Source organism: Vibrio sp. R15-SG3-ISO1B (assembly GCF_059833835.1).
In genome coordinates this window covers 142,540-159,279 of the sequence record NZ_JCBDGG010000029.1, presented here as the reverse complement: position 1 = coordinate 159,279, position 16,740 = coordinate 142,540, and the positions used below count along the sequence as shown (strand labels likewise).

The following is a 16,740-nucleotide window of genomic DNA, read 5'->3' as shown; positions in this document are numbered from 1 at the left end:
AACTAGTTTGGAATCCAAAACCAACGAATTTCCCCTTTATGAGTAGCCCAAGATTACGCGTCCAGTTCGAAACTTTATTTGAGCACTACCAAGGCAAAGATTGTGGTGTCCAACTAGAAGAGATCACAGAGATCTTATTCTGCACACGGCGAAATGCGCGAATCGTGCTGAATAAAATGGAAGAAGAGGGATGGCTTGAGTGGCACCCAGCACCGGGGCGCGGCAAGCTCTCCCAGTTGGTGTTCAAACGTAGCCGCAGTGACGTCAGCGAAACCCTAGCCCGCCGATATTTAGATGAGGGCAAAATCAGCCAAGCGCTCAAAGCGCTCGATCAAGATACCGCTAAGTTAGCTCAAGTGATTGAAAGCTACTTAGGCGTGGTCCACCAGCAAGGTGAGCAGGTGATTCGCTTACCCTACTATCGCCCCTTATCCACTCTCAACCCCGCCAAACGAGTACGCCGCTCAGAGCTACACATTATCACGCAGATATTCAGCGGTTTAACCAAAATTGGCGATCAAGAGCGTATCGAGCCGGATATTGCGCACAATTGGGAGTCGGTGACACCGCAGCACTGGCGCTTTTACATTCGCAGCGGGGTACGCTTTCACAACGGAGAGTTGCTCACTACTGATCACATTTTGTCCGTCCTACGCCGATTGAGCCAAAACACGCTCTTTTCTCATATCGAATGCGTTGAGTGTCGTTACGCTAACACTATTGATGTATACCTTTCTAGGCCAGATTACCATTTGCCTGTTCTGTTAGCAGAGTCAAGTGCGAAGATCACCTTGCCAGAGCGAGACCAACAAGACGATTATGACGCGTTTCCCATTGGTACAGGACCGTTCAAAGTGGTTCAAAATGATGCCAAACGTCTGGTACTTCAAGCGCACGATGGGTATTTTGGCTACCGACCTTTACTCGATCGAGTGGAAGTATGGGTGATTGAGCGAGCGCTCTCTTCAATGATTTTTCCGAGCCTTTCGCAGCCAATTGCGACTGGTATTGAGCGTGTCACAGATAATGTCGAGCTAGACCCGGGTTGTACCTTTTTGCTCTTCAATCGTAAAACGGGACTGGCTAAAGAGTCACAATGGGCAAGCTATTTCCATGACCGCCTAGCCACGCTCAATTTATTTAAACAAATTCCTGATGAGAAATTAGTCGAGTTGGGCGCTCTGCCGGCACATGGACTCAAGCCAGGTTGGTATCACCACATAAAAACCGACGTTGTCGAGGCTCCCTCGTCTGAGCGAGAGGTGACGGTTGCCTACCAATCGCAACACCCGATGTTTCCGACTTTGGTTAAGTGTATAGAGCGTGTTCTCAAACAAGACAAGGTATCAGTTCGCCTCATTCGTTATGAGCACGAGACACCTGATCTCGCCGATGTGGATATCTGGGTTAAAGCGATGGGCATCACTAACAATCGTGATGATGCATTGGCTGCTTGGTTGCTCAGCTACAGCGATATTGAAGCGATGAGCCAGTCAGATGACTTTCAATATTGGCAGAAACTTGTGATGGATTGGCAAAGTGATCAAAACAGGCCTTTTCCCGCTAAAGCGCTAGGGCAGTCTCTTGTGGAAAGAATGCAGTTGATTCCGATGTTCCACTGTTGGTTGGGAGTGAGTAAAGATCAATGCGGTTCATTGCAAAATGCGCAGTGTAACGCGTTGGGTTGGTTTGATTTTAGTTCAGTGTGGGTGAAACCAGAACTCGGACAGCTATAGTCTCAAGCACTCACTGCTCAATGTTAATTATTTGTAATAAAGGCATGTGTTATCTCAAAGATAAGACGGATTTATGTGTCAAAAGTAAATCATAGCGCAGCTTTTTTGAACTGAGTCGATAAAACTGACAAAAAAGTGAACATTTGGACTTTGCACGACAACGTAAACTGTTAGAATTACCGAAGTTTAAATTCGGTATTTTCAACAAATCAACGAGGTTCATAATGGAACTAGGTTTAATCGTCGCTTTCATCGTCGCTGCTGCGCTTATGGTTAAGAAAGAGATGGCTAGCTCAAACGCTTAATGGATTCCAACCCCTTTTTTGTTCACTTTTATTGGAAACCAAAGAAAAGCTCCCTTTATTAAAAAGGGAGCTTTTTTGTTTTTGACGTCGTCAATATTTAGAATTCGTACTTAGCCGTGATTGCCCAGTTACGACCCGGTTGAGTGAAATCTTTGTCCTCTTCTACAAAGCCTTTGACATCATTCCACTCGTAATACTCTTCGTCCGTTACGTTGAAGAGTCCGGCGCGTAGCGTCAGATCTTTCATTGGTACGTAGTAAGCCGTTAGGTCGACAATGGTCGCGGCATCAATACCGATGTAATCTCCACGAGTTGAGCCTTCAGAGTTGATGTCTTTGGCTTTCTTCTCCGCGTTATAGGTGACAGTCAACGCGCTACCCCAAGTACCAGCAGGTGCGTCGTAATTGAGGCCAACCACAGTGTTCCATGGTGTCACGTCGTTAAGTGGTTTACCTTCTCCATCTTCACCCTCGGTGTAAGCCGCGGCAACACGCGTACTGATCCCGTTAAGCGGCAACTGCTCATCCCAATAGAATTTGTTTGAGAGCTCTACACCTTTGATGGTTGCTTGATCAATGTTGATGTATTGAATAACTGCGGGATTATTCAGGTCAGTAAATGAACCGCTGACCGTATCGCTAGAGATAAAGTTGTCGTAGTCACTGTAGAACACGGCCAACTCTGTAGCTGAGTTCTCTGTGTTATGGCGCCAACCTAACTCATACGAGATACTCTTCTCCGCCTCAAGATCAGGGTTAGGTTTATTTATATAGCCGTGGGCAGGGTTGCCAAAGGAGTAATACAACTCTTGGAAATCAGGCGCTCTAAAACCTTGACTCACTTGAGCAAAGAGTTTGTGCTGCTTATTCAGTGCATACACCGCACCTAGACGTCCAGTGAGAGCAGAATCGGAGAACTTTTGGTAATCAGACGCGGGGTTTTCACTTGGGTTTTCCGAGCTGTCGCCAGGTTTTGTCTCAAAACTGTCAAAACGGACACCTGGAGTCAGCGTAAGTTGACCAATGGTGATCGTATCTTCGATAAATAAGCCGTAGTTTCGTTCAGAGGCAGAAGGAATGTAGAAAATCGTTTTGTCATCATCAATCGAGTTGTATTCGTTATTGATGTTTTTGATATCTTTATCGGCAAACGACAGTCCGTAGACGAGGAAGTGCTCCGTTGAACCTAGGTTAAATCCTTTATCAAACTGCGCGTCAAACTGGAAGCGTTCGTCCGAATAAAGGTAATCTTTACGCTGCACGTTACCGGCCGTTGGTAAGTACATTCCACCATTTGAGGTACGATTGGTCACACCATTTTCTTCTTTGCTCAACCAATCCAACTGCCAGGTCACCGTGTCTGCAATAGACGCGTCTGCATTCCAAATGTGTTTAATGCCGATCTGCTGCTTGTCGGTCGTATCATCACCGTTGTAATCACTGTAGCTGTCGCTAATAAACTGCGTGTCTACCGTATCGTGCAAGATATTACCCGTAAACTCGAAACGGTGATCATCTGACGCTTGGTATTGAAGCTTAACCAATAAACTGTTAGCCGTGGTGTCTTGCTCATCAGGCTCGCCAAAGTTATCCACTTCATTCCCATCCCTGCGCGTGTAGGCGACGAGACTTTCTAAATTGCCTGTTTTGTTGGCAAGTGCAATCGACTCACTGAACGTGTTGTCAGAAGATGAGAAATTGAACTTAGCATGGCCACCAAAATTGCGACCTTTCAGTAAATCACTCGGGTCGATGGTCTGAAAAGCGACGATCCCACCGATAGCGCCTGAGCCATAAAGGGAAGAGGCGGCCCCCTTAACCACTTCAACCGATTTTAGCAGATCAGTGTCTACATCAATACGTGAGGAGTTGATAAAGTTGTACGACTGACCACCGCTTGGCGCGAACTGGTTGGTTTGGTTAACGCCATCCACCAAAACTTGAATTCTGTTGCCTTCCATGCCGCGAATATTGATGCCTTGCACACCTTGACGAGAGTTTGTCTGTACGCTCACACCCGGTGTGTACTTGAACAAATCCTCAAGACCTGTGGTCATATTACTTTCGATTTCGTCGTTATCGATCACCGCAACCGATGCAGCAACATCACTAAGCTGTTGATCAGTACGCGTTGCGGATACCACAACCTCGTCAAATAGGGCATACTCTTGTGCATACGCACTCGTTGTTAGGGCTAAAACAATCGAAGCCGACAATAGTGATTTCTTATACATTTATGATTACCTTAAATCCATTAGGCTTGGTTGAACGGCCTGAATTTTATTGGATATAAATGATAATTACTATCGTTATCAATATCATTTTTGAGTTGAGCTTTTGGAATTAGAATGAATCCTATCAATATTTCATATATAAAACATAAACTTAAACTTGTAGAATAGTCAGCGTACTAGTAAAAACAAGACTTCATTAGTGAGACGCGGGTCACAATAATGATTCTCATTTATAGGAATGTAAGCGATGCAAAGCCCGATAACGTTAGAAGCCTTACACATATTGGACGCGATTGATCGAAGAGGAAGCTTTGCGGCCGCCGCGAATGAATTGGATAAAGCGCCATCATCTTTGAGCTATCAAATTCAGAAACTCGAGCAAGACCTCGATATCACCATCTTTGATCGTTCTGGGCACAAAGCGAATTTCACTGAGGCAGGCAAACTGATTCTCGAACGAGGTAGGGCCATATTGGCGGCGACAGAGAAACTCGTCAATGACGCCAGTGTGATAGCCAATGGGTGGGAGCTCGATATTACACTCGCGTTCGATGGCATCATTCCTGTTCACAACTTTTTCCCCCTTGTCGATGCACTTGGCAATGTCAGTTCAACTCGAGTCAAACTGCAAGAAGAGATTTTAGCCGGCAGTTGGGAGGCATTGAGTACGGGTCGAGCTGACCTGTTAGTGTGTCCGAAACTGGATGCGCTTCCCCATGACGTTAAGGCTGAAACTTTAGGGGAAATGACAATGATTTGGGTCGCGGCCAGTGATCACTACGTACACAAACGTTCAGGCGCATTTAATGAATCTGCGCGTGAGAAGTATCGTGTTATTGCGATTGCGGATACGGCAAGAGAGCAACCGGCAATCAGCATCAATGTGATGCAGCGGCAACCGCGTTTAACCGTCACGACCTTTGCTGCCAAAGTCGATGCTCTGCGCAGTGGTCTAGGCATAGGAACGCTGCCTGCCGAACTGGCGCAAAGCTTGATTGAAAAAGGGGAACTCAAACAGATCACCGATACCGAAGCTGTCACCATCGACATCGTCTTAGCTTGGAAGCGCAATAAAATGGGCGAAGCCAAGTCTTGGTGCATCCAATACCTGAAGAAAAACTGGAAGTCTCTGGCAAAAATCTAATATCAACTCACGGATTTCAACACTTGGCTACTTAATTCAAGGGTAACACCATATCCGCGACGCCATCTTCAAACTGAATATCAAGGGTGAAGCCAAGTTTTTGCGCCAGCATTAGCATACCGCGGTTGGTGGGCATGGTCATACCGGACATTTGCTTGGTGCCCTTATGGTGGCAGTAATCAATGATCTTTTTCATCAACACCTTACCTAAACCGATCCCCTTAAGATCGGAACGGATCAAAATCGCGAACTCAGCGTCGGTGTTGTCATGGTTGATTAGTGCGCGTGACACGCCAATGATTTGCGGCTGACCTTGCTCTTCACGCACTGCGACAAAAGCCATCTCTCGGTCATAGTCAATTTGGGTTAGATTCGCTAGCGCTTCATGATTAAATTCGCCCACATCCGTAAAGAAGCGTTTGTAGAGATCCTCCTTGCTGACGTTGTGAATAAAATCCGCATGAAGCGGCTCATCTTCAGGCAAGATTGGACGAAGGAGCAGGGAGTCACCGTTTTTCAATCTAATCGACTCTTCATACTCTACTGGATACGGTCGAATGGCCAAACGCTGTTGTGCGTCGCCTTGATAGCGTCGTAATGTAAGATCCGCATCGAGGATGGTAAATTGTGAGCCATTTGCTAGCACTGGATGTATATCCAGTTCATGAATTTGAGGGCAATCCACCACTAATTGAGACAGACGAACTAAAAACTCAGAGAGCCCTTGTATGTTCATCGGTTCTGGGAGTTTTTGTAGACGTATCTTGCCATTTTTAATCGCAATGACGATAAGATAACGCGCCAACGCCATATTCAACGGCGGTAAAGCGGCGGCCGCGTCGATCGCTTCGTCCCATTCGGAGCCACCTTGACCGATAAGAATTACTGGTCCGAAGGTATTGTCATGTTTGATCTTAATACGAATCTCTTCACCGCCGGCCAATTTCGCCATGCCCTGCACAATCAAACCATGAACATTGGCGGAAGGGTAAGAAAGCTGCGTTCGGTCCAGTATCGCTTGTGCCGAATTTGCCACCTCTTGGCTATTTCTTAGATTAAGCATTACACCTTGTACATCGGATTTATGCGCAATGTCAGGTGAGCGAAGCTTTACCGCAACAGGATAACCAATGCTTTCGGCGATATGCACCGCTTCACTCGCATCGGACGCAAGCCATGTCGGCAGTACATTGAACCCATAGTGCTTGAGTAATGTACCTATTTGATGGGTATCGAGGTGAAGAACATCATGTTGCTCTAAGCGCTCATTGATCCATACTTTTGCTTCATTTCTATCATTGATCTCGATAGGTTCTGCGGTGGTTGGGGTTTCCATCAGCTGTTTTTGATTTCGTCTGTACTCGACCAAATGCATGAAGGCCACCACAGCGCTCTCCGGAGTACGATAGGTAGGAATGCCCGCTTGGGTAAACAGCAATCGCGCAGGTTTGGCGGTTAACTCGCCAGACCAATTGGTCAAAATGTTGAAACGTCGATGACGAGGATGAGCTTTGACCGCTTCGACAATTGCTCGTGCGGTCTGCTCCGACTCCGCCACGGCTGAAGGACTGTGCATAATCAAAATGGCGTCCGCACAATCTGTATCCATCAAGGCGTTAAGCGTATTCACATAGCGCAAATGGTCTGCATCGCCAACCATGTCGATTGGGTTACTTTGGCTCCAGCTGGGCGGCAACGCTGAGCTTAAACGCAACATGGTTTCTTCAGACAACTGCGCAAGTTTGCCGCCACGTTCGAGCAGCGTATCTACTGCCATAATCGCGGGGCCACCACCATTGGTAATGATGGCCAATCGTTCGCCGCGCAAAGGGACGGAGTGAGTCAACGTCTCAACGGCTGCAAACAGTTCATGTGAATTATTGACGCGCAGCATACCTGTACGTCGAATCGCCGAATCATAGATAATATCAAGCGTGTCATCGCCACCTGTGTGTGCTTTCGCAGCGGCACGTCCGGCTTTTGTTCGCCCACCTTTGAGCACCAGTATGCGGCGGTTACGTGACGCCGCACGCGCGGCAGAAAGAAACCGTCTGGCATCTTTGATGGTATCGACATAGAGCAAGATCGCATCAGTGTTAGTGTCGGTGCTAAGATGATCGAGAAGATCGGCAAAATCGACATCGCTGGCATTACCAATCGAAATAAATGCGGAAAATCCGATGTCTTTGTCGTTGGCCCAGTCCAAAATGGTGGTACACATGGCTGCAGACTGGGAAATGAACGCAATTTTGCCTTTCTGCGCCATCACAGGGGAAAACGAAGCATTAAAATGATGCCAAGGGAGGATGAGTCCCAAGCTATTAGGACCGAGCAGGCGCATGCCAGCGGCCCGCGCTATCTCTAAACAGCGTGATTGATGAGTGATACCGTCTTGATCAGGGAGGTGCATGTCCGCCGAAAGAATGATTGCGGCCTTGACTTGTTTGTCGGCAAGCTGACGTATCAGCTCGACATTGTACTTCGCACTAGTACATAAAATCGCGACGTCCGGTACAATCGGCAGCGAATCAATCGTCGGGTAGGCGAGCACGCCACACACAGAGGAATAACGAGGTGTGACAGGCATGATTGCGCCCTCAAATCCACCTTGTAGTAGGTTTTTCATCACGATGTTGCCCGCTCTCATCGGTCGCGAAGAGGCGCCGATGACGGCGACTGACGAGGGCTTGAGTAACGCAGCGATACTGGACATAACGTGACACTCCTTGAATCTAACTCTCTTTATGGTATCCGAGGTTAGGCCCATTCGCTGCTTGAGTTTGACGTAGTTTTAATCAGATCACTGTGTTGCTCACTGACTTTGTGTCATGTGTCACAAGAGTCTTGGTATATAATTTCATTGTTGGGTTGATTATACGATTATCTAACGGCATGATTTACAGTAATTTCTAGTTTAAGGCATTCGAATATCCCATGAAAAAAATCGCAATAGTAGGCCTGTCCGTCGTTCTCTCCGCTTGTGTATCCAGTGATTACGTCACCGATGTCAGCTCAGAGAGCTACCGTGAAGATTACCAAACGGCATCCGTCGCCAAACCTGTCGTCTCTGAGCAGGGTATGGCAAAAGACGTGACCGAAAGTAACGTCAAGCCTAATGTTGTGAAAATGTCACCAGAGTCCAGCAAGCAAGTGGTGAAAAAACAGCCACAAAGCAAGCCTGCTGTTGCAATCATACCGCCGACAGCTAAACAGAAAGCGATGAATCCACGTTTTGGTTTTACGATTCAAGTCGCGGCCGTAGGGTCACAAACGAAAGTGGACCAGTTTGCTCGACAACTACCTCAAGGTGATCAACCGATTTGGGAAAACTACAAAGTCGTGAACGGTACAAAATGGTACACCGTACTTTATGGGGATTATGCGACGCGTGCGGATGCCAAAAAGGCAGTGAGTGAATTGCCAGCCGAACTGCAAGCACTCAAGCCATTTGTTAAGAGCATCGATGATATTAAGAACTCTCAGTACCCGACGCTCAACAAACTAAACTGATAGAATGAAAGGGGCCAAGCGCCCCTTTTTTCATGACTCTTCTTATTATTCGCTTAGAAATTCAACAACTAACCAACTAACTCGATATGAATAGGCGAAAAACGTGTAAACGCTCCCGAGTTTTCATTAAGATCGGATAAGCCTCTTTGTTGCATTACGGAAAGACCATCAATGACGACCAACATCTTATTACTCTGTGGCGGCGGCTCATCTGAGCACGAAGTCTCACTCGTTTCAGCCAATTACCTGCAAGAACAACTTACCTTGACGGATGGGTTTAACGTCGTACGCGTTGAAATGCGCTCTGATGGCTGGCATACCGAAGATGATGAGTTAGTCTATCTCGATACCAATGCAGGCACCTTAAATACCGCAACCGATGCCATCACGCTCGATTTTGTCGTCCCGTGCATACACGGTTACCCTGGGGAGACGGGTGATATTCAATCTATGCTCGAGCTATCAGGGATTCCTTATCTAGGCTGTGGACCTGAGGCGAGCACCAACAGCTTCAATAAGATCACCTCTAAGCTTTGGTACGACGCATTAGGCATCCCCAACACACCTTACTTGTTTCTCACAGAAAACACAGAAGAAACTTATCAGCAGAGTAAGCAAGCCTTTGAAAACTGGGGTAGTGTGTTTGTCAAAGCGGCGAGACAGGGCTCTTCCGTTGGTTGTTACAAGGTCACTAATATCGATCAGTTGCGTACAGCGATTGCAGACGCGTTCACATTTTCCGATCAGGTTTTGGTCGAAAAAGCCGTGAAGCCACGAGAACTCGAAGTGGCGGCCTACGAAATGGATGGCCAACTGCACATTACCTTACCCGGTGAAGTAAAGGCGCCTGCGGATGCCTTTTACAGCTACGAAGAAAAATACAGCGCAACGAGCCATTCCACAACGGATATCGTCGCGTCTAATCTCACTGAGCAGCAACAACAGATGATTCGACTCAACGCTGAAAAGGTCTTTACCCATATGAAGCTGCGTCACCTCTCTCGGATCGATTTCTTTTTGACACAAGAGGGTGAGCTTTACCTCAATGAAGTCAACACCTTCCCTGGGATGACCCCAATCTCAATGTTCCCTAAGATGGTGGTCAACGACGGTGTGCCATTTCATCAGTTTCTCGCCAACTGCGTGACAACGTCAATCAATCAATAGGGCGGATCACTTTATATTTGAGCCTTTCTTGCGCTGCTCGCACTGTATTACCAACATAGTAATAGGGCATAGCAGCGCTCTTCCAACGACCGTAAGTCTGAATCTCACGCGTGTTTATACCTTGTTTAGCTAACTCAATCGCTCCACCTACACGCAAAGACTGACCAGAAAAATCCAGTGCCAAGCCAAGCTTGTCACTCGCTGAGCGCATGATTCGGTATATTGAGGAGTCATCCAAAGGTGCGGTAGCAAACCGACCATGTTTGTCTATTGCGACAAAAAGAGGACCGGGAGCCACACCACGTAAAATCAACCAACGATTAAGCTTTTCTGTCGCACCTATACTTAATCGATAATACTCATTACCCAAGCTCAAAATCCCCTGCGATGACTCAATCGTCACATTGCCAACGTTAAGCGATTTGAGCTCTGAACGTTTTAACAAACACTCAAACATCACGTGGTAAATCGCTAGATTTCGAACATCGATTGGCGTATTCGAACGCTCAAGCTTATCAGTCAGTGCATCGAGCGAGGATTTAGTAAAGGCATGGCTTGATGTCGCATCCCCACGCTTTTCGTTGCTAAGTTCAGACATCAAGCGCCTAACAGAGTGGGTGTTGACGGGATCGTCGTAACCCAATATACGGTGCATCAAACTTATGGTGACACTGTAACGACGAATGGAGGCGTACTTTCTGTTTCTCGATTCCGACTGCAGAAACAACCGTACCGCTGTCGAAGCGGCTGGCAGCGCGACAACATGGTGACTAAGACAAAAGTTGTAGAAACGATTCCAATCATTACTCATCGCCAAGACGGAATTGTGCGAGTATTGCCCATCGGTAACAAGGTTAAGGTCTTGAATTGTCGTCTGTTTGTTGAGTGCACGAGTCAATGTTTGTCTCATGCTGTTATCGGTCACTATTCGAACATTTTTTCTCATGGATTCACTATAAAAACGCACAAACTCATATCGAGATACTTGATAAACAAGGAATTACAATTATCATTAATTTAACTCATAACTAAGACTATAAATACTATGCCAGTAGCGACTTATCGAGGTTTTAACCTTAAAACTGCCGGGAACTCTACAGAGATTTGGCAAGTGCAAATCAAAAACCACCAACTGCAAGGCAGTATGGCGGCGGTGAAGAAGAGCATTGATTGGTTTTGTGACACTGCGACCATTATCGATCCCCGCGAATTCAGTTCCATCAACTCGAAACGTGAAGGTTCAGGCCAGCCCGCACAAGAAAATTTTAATGGTTTCACCCTAAAGAATGATACAGGCGAACCCAACGCTTGGTATTGTTTTTTCAATGGCAGGTTACTTAAGGGCGGAAAACTTGCCATTCAGAAGCACATAGAGGCATACTTGGTCGCGAAACAAAAAGCAGAGCAACAGAAGAAGTAATATGTCTTTAGTGTATTCAACAGAAGTTGGCCGAATTAAGCCAGAAGAAGAGAAAGTACAACGCCCAAAAGGCGACGGTATTGTGCGTATTCAACGTCAAACCAAAGGCCGCAAAGGCAAAGGCGTGAGTATTGTCACTGGCCTTGATTTGGATGACGCGCCATTGAAACTCCTGGCAGCAGAACTTAAGAAAGTGTGTGGCTGCGGCGGTTCAGTTAAAGATGGCAACATTGAGATCCAAGGCGACGCGCGAGATAAAATCAAAGCCCATCTAGAAAAGAAAGGCTTCACAGTAAAGCTCGCTGGCGGTTAATGCTAAGTAATAAGCGGTTTGGTAATCGCAGATTAACAAACTGATTATTAGGTATTTTATGGTAAATTCAGTTATGTTTAATCAATGCTGTATTTAACCGTAAAGATCGAATAGGGAGCGTGGCTCCCTGTATTTGAACGACAATATTTAACATAAGATAGATAATACGCACTATTGCAAGTCGTTACATTGATTGCAAAAACAATATATTAAGTCTTTGTTTTATATGGATTTTTTAAGGCTTTTTATGTAACAAATACCACTTTCGGGTCGCTATGTAATAAACACCCTGAAAAGACAAATTGTCTGGCGTGACACGTTTTTTTGTCTCACCTTTGATAATTGCGAGCAATATCACAAAATTGCCTTATTGGGTTTTGCTATGTTTTCGCCCCGCAACCGAGCATTGTTGTGATACTAATTCAAATAAGAAAAGGCTTAATTAATGAAAACGTCAACAAAACCGCGATACACCTCCGATGATCCGATTTTTAAGCGCCAATTTGAAGCCGTGTATGGCCGCGATCTCGACGCTGGCGCCAAGGGACTTGGTGTGTCACGCAAAACCATCGAACGCTATTTAAGAAACGGCTGCAACAATCAAACCGTCAGAAAACTGCTCTACATCCAGTTTCGCGGCTATCTGCCCGACGAAAAGCAGTGGCAATCATGGCGATGCACCGAAAAAGGCTTGCACAGCCCAGACGGCATGATTTACACACCAAACACGCTTAACGCTTGGAACCTAGAAAAAACGCAATACCTCTTTAATAAGTGGTTTATCCAAGATCTCAAAGAGATTGGCATTTATGACGAACTTAAAGAACTCATACACAAACGCCACTCTCAACCCGTCGCCGAACTGACCCGAGATCTCATCCGTCGATACTGACCCAACAAAAAAGCGGGCAACCGCCCGCTTTCTCACTTCACTTTGACAACCTTTCCGCCCTTGGCGTACTTGTAACCCTTTTTGAGTTTACCCGTCTTTTTATTGATGCCCTTGGCCATGTTCACCCCTTTAGCTTTTTGATTGCCAGCGCCGCCACTACCACCACAAAGGCCGCAATGCCCATCGTACGCTCTGACACATCCAACTTCACCACCACTGGCTCAGACGTGCCAACATCGACTTTAAAATCACTCGGTATCATGCCGACCGCTCCCGATACTCTAAATAACTCACTCGCTTATCCATTTTCCACATAAACGCCACCACCGCGATAAACTGCGGGGACAGACCGAGCGAGTTAAGATATTGCAATGTTTCTGCCACTATTGCCCCTTAAATTCATCTCGCAGCGCATCATACGCCCCCACCACAAACGGAATGGCCGCACCGACCGCACCGCCCAAGCTCAAGCCCTGCGCCGTAATTTCTGCACTGAATATGTGACCATACCCGAGCAACGCCGCCACGCTCGACCCAACCAACGCCAGACCACGCCATGTGCTCGACTGCTTCCACTTCAACACGCTCTCACCCCTCAATTACTTTGTTGTATCAGTGCGCGGTATTCCTCTTTCATGGGCGCACCGCGCACCCCGAACACCTCGACCAATTGCGCGTGATTTTGCGGCGCTTGCCACAACACCCGCTCTGCCTCCTCGGTCAACGTGTAATCCGACTTGAAATAATGCGAGCGAAACACAATCGGCGTAAACTCCACATCATGTGAGCCGTTCAACGCTTGCGTCAATTTAGCCAACGCCGCGCCCGCATCCGCCGTCACTGGCGCAATGGCCGACGCCGTGAGCCGTCCGGTGATATACCACACCAACAAACCGCCCAACACCACAAACGCCGTGTCTATCAGCTTATCTTCAAGCCGCTGCAATACCATCATTGATCACCTTGTCACTGTACGGCTGCACACCATTTTCATGCTGAATAATGACCTTAATCAGCGCCGCACGATGACGCCCATCAAGGGGCAAATACCGCGACACACTCAGCTCACTTTCTGCATGACGAATATAACTTTCCGTGTCGTTTTCACTAGGCGGTGCCCAACGGCTGATAATGCCCTCCAAGGTATTCAACCCATAGAATCGTTCGTAATTGTCGATAATGCGCGACATGGCACGAATGCCACTTTCCGGTTTATCAAAAATCACGAAATTTTCATCATCTCGCCCCACCTCGCCAAGCCAAGTAAAGCGATCCGAGCCGCGAATGTTCCCCGCGTTATTATTGCGAATGCCGCGCGGTGTCATTTCATCCCCCTTAGACAGCATCAGCGCCGCCGCTATCAGCGCCACTATCACTAACTGTTTCTGATTCATTGGCCGCCGCCTCTGCTGCTAGTCGCTCTTGCTCTGCAATGTGCGCCTGATAACGTTCAAACTCATCAATCAGCCACGCATAGTGCGCATCAAACTCCGCCTGATAAATTCGGCGGTTTGGTCGGTTGTCGAGATATTCGATCTCGCCATACCCCTTTTCAGTGTCAAAATGCACCGCCCATTCACCATTCGTCATGTGATAGCCGCCTAGCTCGCGCATCTCTGCACCTTGACCGTCAATGACAATAACTTGATCTTCCGTTACTGCTGTAATTTTCATAGTTTTCGTATCCAAATAACTGCAATTGATTTTTGCCGCGTATCAACCGCACTTGCGCTTGCGCCGTGACTGTGCGCACCGCTTGAACCATTGCTAGATACCAAGCCGCTCGACGCCCAACCACTCACACTGTCACCAACATTGATACCAGCAAAACCTCGATTTCGATTTAGTCGATAATAGTGATCATAAGCATCACCAGCGCCCGACCTCGGCGAGTGACTATGACTAGGCATGCGGCTAGTAGAAAGAGTGTGATTATTCACGCTAACTGATGGCGTTCGAGAATCCGCGCCGAACTGCTGCCCCTTGGCATACGCACCACCCGCACCGACCACGGCGCGATCTATCATTTCGGCCGCCAGCTCCCACCCGCTCGGGATGTTATCCAACTCACCCGACCAAATGCGCAAGTCGCCCGACTTCCAACCGCCCGAGTTAATCCGCGCCATTAGCTCACCTCAACCAAATAACGCACCGTCTGCGCGGTAGCCGATAGCGCATAAATCGCCGCTTGCGTGTTGACTTCTATCGACTCGCCTGCATCCACCTTGACGCCATTGGTAGCATCAAGATTCGCACCGCCGACATACATCACATCATCACACTGAATCAAAATCGAACGACGCCCCAACCCGAGCGGCACCACTTGCGACACCACCCCCGCCGACAATGACGCCGAACCGGATTCAATCGACGCCGCGCCCGCAATTGATGTCTCACTGCGCTCATCAATCAACTCAACGGTCGATGCAAACACGACGGCATCTTGCTCCGTGTTGGACTCGATATAAAAGCGCGAAAACACGCGATCCAGTTTCAAGCCCAAGCCCTGATAAAGCTCGGTTTCAAGCTCGCTGCCATCGTCGAAAGAAAAACGCACCCGAGCCACACCCGAGCAACTGATCAACTTAAAATAGCGCCCAGACATCGCGAACTGCTTTGGCTCCACGCCGACACGAATATTTTGCATAGACATCGTGCTAAATCCTCCCCGCCACGGACGCCGCCGCAAACGCTGCTGACACGGCTATCATGCCCCACATCATATTGTTGCTTGCCGCTTGCACCGTGTGCGCATCGCTATCAAGCGACAAATTACGCGCCACATCTAGCGCACTATCGGTGGCCGCTTCGCTCATTTCGAGCGCATCACGACCAAAACTGAACGCCTCCCCGAGCGCCTTGTCGCCAAAATCCAAGGCATCATCGAGCGCCTTGCCGCCAAAATCAAACGCGCGCTCAGTCACCGCCACATTACTGTTCAATGCCTCTTTGACCGCGCCATGATCCGACAATACAACTGATGAATTTTCCACACCTGACACCACGTGACCCGTCATATCACCATTAAACGCAGCACTGTTTGACTTGTTTATTGTCGTTGTGGTCGTCGTTGTGTTTGAACTTGAGCTACTTTTCCCGCCCATCAATCACCATCCTTAACACCATCTCTTTCTCTCGCTGCTCGACAAGCTCAAACGGCAAGCCGAGCGCCTGCAAAAATCGCAACTCACCTCGCCGCTCAGTGTGAACGCGGACAGACTCACAGCCCCACATACGCGCCAACTCAACAATCAAGTGCGCCGCTTTGCTCAGTTTGTGCCGCCCTTCAAAGGCCACCACCACCAACTCGACGCCCTCCAGACGCAAGAGCACCATAGCCCCTGCTATTGCAAAGGCTTGCGCCCGCCCCGCCTTAACCTCCTCGGTCGGATCGTAGCCCGCCAGCGCCACCCGCAAGAAAGGCAACGCCGACGCAAGCGGCAACGCGATCACACTATTTGCGCTTAATGACATACACACCCACTGCCAACGCCGCCGCCACCCAAAACCACGACGGCAAGCCGTTATTTGACCCGAAATTATAATTCGCGGCGGTAAAGCCTGAATTATTGGTCGTTGTCGTGTAATTGGCCGCCGACGACGGCGCAGCGCTGCCACCGTGCAACGCGCCGCCACCCGTTAAGCTTGTCATTGCCTCAAACATGCGCGCCCCTTATTTCAACAAAAGATAAAGCACACCCAACGCGCCCACCCCAAGCGCAACATGCTGCAATGACACACCCGCCACGGACGCCGCCGAACTTGGCACCTCTTGTGACGACACCTGCACATCAGGCGCGGTCGTTGTCGGGTTTTGGTAAAGTTGATGCTGATTCGCACCGGACAAATCACCGCCGCGCTTGACCTGCTGATAACCAAGCCACGTATCCGCCGCTTTACCCAACACATCCACCGCACCCGTGAGCGCGCCGCCCCAATCAAACGAATCACTTGGGTTCTGCACGCTCGGCACCGTCTGCCCCACAATTGGAATGTTTACTGGAATATCCATCACACCCC

At 48.2% G+C, this 16,740-nt stretch carries 21 protein-coding genes; 7 read left to right on the top strand and 14 right to left on the bottom strand.

Annotated elements, in window-relative coordinates; genetic code table 11:
* Positions 1–38: 38 nt before the first annotated feature.
* On the top strand, positions 39–1,736 hold the full coding sequence (locus tag AC6R0S_RS07675; protein WP_500631292.1) for an SgrR family transcriptional regulator: 1,698 nt from the start codon (positions 39–41) through the stop codon (positions 1,734–1,736).
* A gap of 402 nt (positions 1,737–2,138) precedes the next feature.
* Here AC6R0S_RS07675 and AC6R0S_RS07670 read toward each other — a convergent pair whose 3' ends face one another.
* Positions 2,139–4,274, bottom strand: a complete 2,136-nt coding sequence (locus AC6R0S_RS07670) for a TonB-dependent hemoglobin/transferrin/lactoferrin family receptor (RefSeq protein ID WP_500631291.1) — start codon at positions 4,272–4,274, stop codon at positions 2,139–2,141.
* A gap of 247 nt (positions 4,275–4,521) precedes the next feature.
* Here AC6R0S_RS07670 and AC6R0S_RS07665 point away from each other — a divergent pair, with 247 nt between their 5' ends.
* Positions 4,522–5,418, top strand: coding sequence for a LysR family transcriptional regulator (locus tag AC6R0S_RS07665; protein WP_500631290.1), 897 nt, complete (start codon positions 4,522–4,524; stop codon positions 5,416–5,418).
* Between the two features lie 31 nt (positions 5,419–5,449).
* Here AC6R0S_RS07665 and AC6R0S_RS07660 read toward each other — a convergent pair whose 3' ends face one another.
* On the bottom strand, positions 5,450–8,131 hold the full coding sequence (locus AC6R0S_RS07660; protein WP_500637608.1) for a bifunctional acetate--CoA ligase family protein/GNAT family N-acetyltransferase: 2,682 nt from the start codon (positions 8,129–8,131) through the stop codon (positions 5,450–5,452).
* A gap of 221 nt (positions 8,132–8,352) precedes the next feature.
* Here AC6R0S_RS07660 and AC6R0S_RS07655 point away from each other — a divergent pair, with 221 nt between their 5' ends.
* Both AC6R0S_RS07655 and AC6R0S_RS07650 read left to right on the top strand, forming a co-directional pair.
* Positions 8,353–8,928 carry an SPOR domain-containing protein gene (locus AC6R0S_RS07655; RefSeq protein ID WP_334551873.1) on the top strand — a complete coding sequence of 192 codons (576 nt, stop codon included), beginning with the start codon at positions 8,353–8,355 and terminating at the stop codon, positions 8,926–8,928.
* 171 nt (positions 8,929–9,099) lie between these two features.
* Positions 9,100–10,095, top strand: a complete 996-nt coding sequence (locus AC6R0S_RS07650) for a D-alanine--D-alanine ligase (RefSeq protein ID WP_500637607.1) — start codon at positions 9,100–9,102, stop codon at positions 10,093–10,095.
* Here AC6R0S_RS07650 and AC6R0S_RS07645 read toward each other — a convergent pair.
* Complete coding sequence (locus tag AC6R0S_RS07645; protein WP_500637606.1) at positions 10,085–11,005, bottom strand: tyrosine-type recombinase/integrase; 921 nt, start codon at positions 11,003–11,005, stop codon at positions 10,085–10,087. The two genes, AC6R0S_RS07650 and AC6R0S_RS07645, sit on opposite strands and share 11 nt — an antisense overlap.
* 135 nt (positions 11,006–11,140) lie before the next feature.
* On the opposite strand from AC6R0S_RS07645, the gene AC6R0S_RS07640 reads away from it, so the two are divergent.
* The 3 genes from AC6R0S_RS07640 to AC6R0S_RS07630 all read left to right on the top strand — a co-directional run bounded on the left by AC6R0S_RS07640 (position 11,141) and on the right by AC6R0S_RS07630 (position 12,720).
* Positions 11,141–11,515 (top strand): DUF3319 domain-containing protein, encoded by a 375-nt coding sequence (locus AC6R0S_RS07640; protein WP_487901497.1) that lies wholly within the window; start codon positions 11,141–11,143, stop codon positions 11,513–11,515.
* Position 11,516: 1 nt separating this feature from the next.
* Entirely contained in the window at positions 11,517–11,828 is a 312-nt protein-coding gene (gene yciH / locus AC6R0S_RS07635; RefSeq protein WP_500634000.1) for a stress response translation initiation inhibitor YciH, read from the top strand.
* Between the two features lie 445 nt (positions 11,829–12,273).
* Positions 12,274–12,720, top strand: a complete 447-nt coding sequence (locus tag AC6R0S_RS07630) for a DUF3653 domain-containing protein (RefSeq protein ID WP_500637605.1) — start codon at positions 12,274–12,276, stop codon at positions 12,718–12,720.
* 121 nt (positions 12,721–12,841) lie between these two features.
* On the opposite strand, the gene AC6R0S_RS07625 is transcribed toward AC6R0S_RS07630, so the two are convergent.
* The 11 genes from AC6R0S_RS07625 to AC6R0S_RS07575 all read right to left on the bottom strand — a co-directional run bounded on the left by AC6R0S_RS07625 (position 12,842) and on the right by AC6R0S_RS07575 (position 16,732).
* Entirely contained in the window at positions 12,842–12,982 is a 141-nt protein-coding gene (locus AC6R0S_RS07625; RefSeq protein WP_500637604.1) for a hypothetical protein, read from the bottom strand.
* A gap of 121 nt (positions 12,983–13,103) precedes the next feature.
* Positions 13,104–13,304 carry a hypothetical protein gene (locus AC6R0S_RS07620; protein ID WP_500637603.1) on the bottom strand — a complete coding sequence of 67 codons (201 nt, stop codon included), beginning with the start codon at positions 13,302–13,304 and terminating at the stop codon, positions 13,104–13,106.
* Positions 13,305–13,315: 11 nt separating this feature from the next.
* Complete coding sequence (locus AC6R0S_RS07615) at positions 13,316–13,675, bottom strand: hypothetical protein (protein WP_500637602.1); 360 nt, start codon at positions 13,673–13,675, stop codon at positions 13,316–13,318.
* The gene (locus AC6R0S_RS07610) at positions 13,653–14,114 is read right to left on the bottom strand and encodes a structural protein (protein ID WP_500637601.1); all 462 of its coding nucleotides are present in this window, start codon (positions 14,112–14,114) and stop codon (positions 13,653–13,655) included. The genes AC6R0S_RS07615 and AC6R0S_RS07610 overlap by 23 nt, the downstream gene beginning before the upstream one ends.
* Positions 14,056–14,394 (bottom strand): hypothetical protein, encoded by a 339-nt coding sequence (locus AC6R0S_RS07605; RefSeq protein ID WP_500637600.1) that lies wholly within the window; start codon positions 14,392–14,394, stop codon positions 14,056–14,058. Before AC6R0S_RS07605 ends, AC6R0S_RS07610 begins: the two co-directional genes overlap by 59 nt.
* On the bottom strand, positions 14,391–14,846 hold the full coding sequence (locus AC6R0S_RS07600; RefSeq protein ID WP_500637599.1) for a hypothetical protein: 456 nt from the start codon (positions 14,844–14,846) through the stop codon (positions 14,391–14,393). The genes AC6R0S_RS07605 and AC6R0S_RS07600 overlap by 4 nt, the downstream gene beginning before the upstream one ends.
* Positions 14,846–15,373, bottom strand: coding sequence for a hypothetical protein (locus tag AC6R0S_RS07595; RefSeq protein ID WP_500637598.1), 528 nt, complete (start codon positions 15,371–15,373; stop codon positions 14,846–14,848). Before AC6R0S_RS07595 ends, AC6R0S_RS07600 begins: the two co-directional genes overlap by 1 nt.
* Before the next feature lie 4 nt (positions 15,374–15,377).
* The gene (locus tag AC6R0S_RS07590) at positions 15,378–15,713 is read right to left on the bottom strand and encodes a hypothetical protein (RefSeq protein WP_500637597.1); all 336 of its coding nucleotides are present in this window, start codon (positions 15,711–15,713) and stop codon (positions 15,378–15,380) included.
* A 94-nt stretch (positions 15,714–15,807) separates the two neighbouring features.
* The gene (locus AC6R0S_RS07585; protein WP_500637596.1) at positions 15,808–16,194 is read right to left on the bottom strand and encodes a hypothetical protein; all 387 of its coding nucleotides are present in this window, start codon (positions 16,192–16,194) and stop codon (positions 15,808–15,810) included.
* On the bottom strand, positions 16,175–16,384 hold the full coding sequence (locus AC6R0S_RS07580; RefSeq protein ID WP_500637595.1) for a hypothetical protein: 210 nt from the start codon (positions 16,382–16,384) through the stop codon (positions 16,175–16,177). The genes AC6R0S_RS07585 and AC6R0S_RS07580 overlap by 20 nt, the downstream gene beginning before the upstream one ends.
* 9 nt (positions 16,385–16,393) lie before the next feature.
* Positions 16,394–16,732, bottom strand: a complete 339-nt coding sequence (locus AC6R0S_RS07575) for a hypothetical protein (RefSeq protein WP_500637594.1) — start codon at positions 16,730–16,732, stop codon at positions 16,394–16,396.
* Positions 16,733–16,740 lie beyond the last annotated feature (8 nt).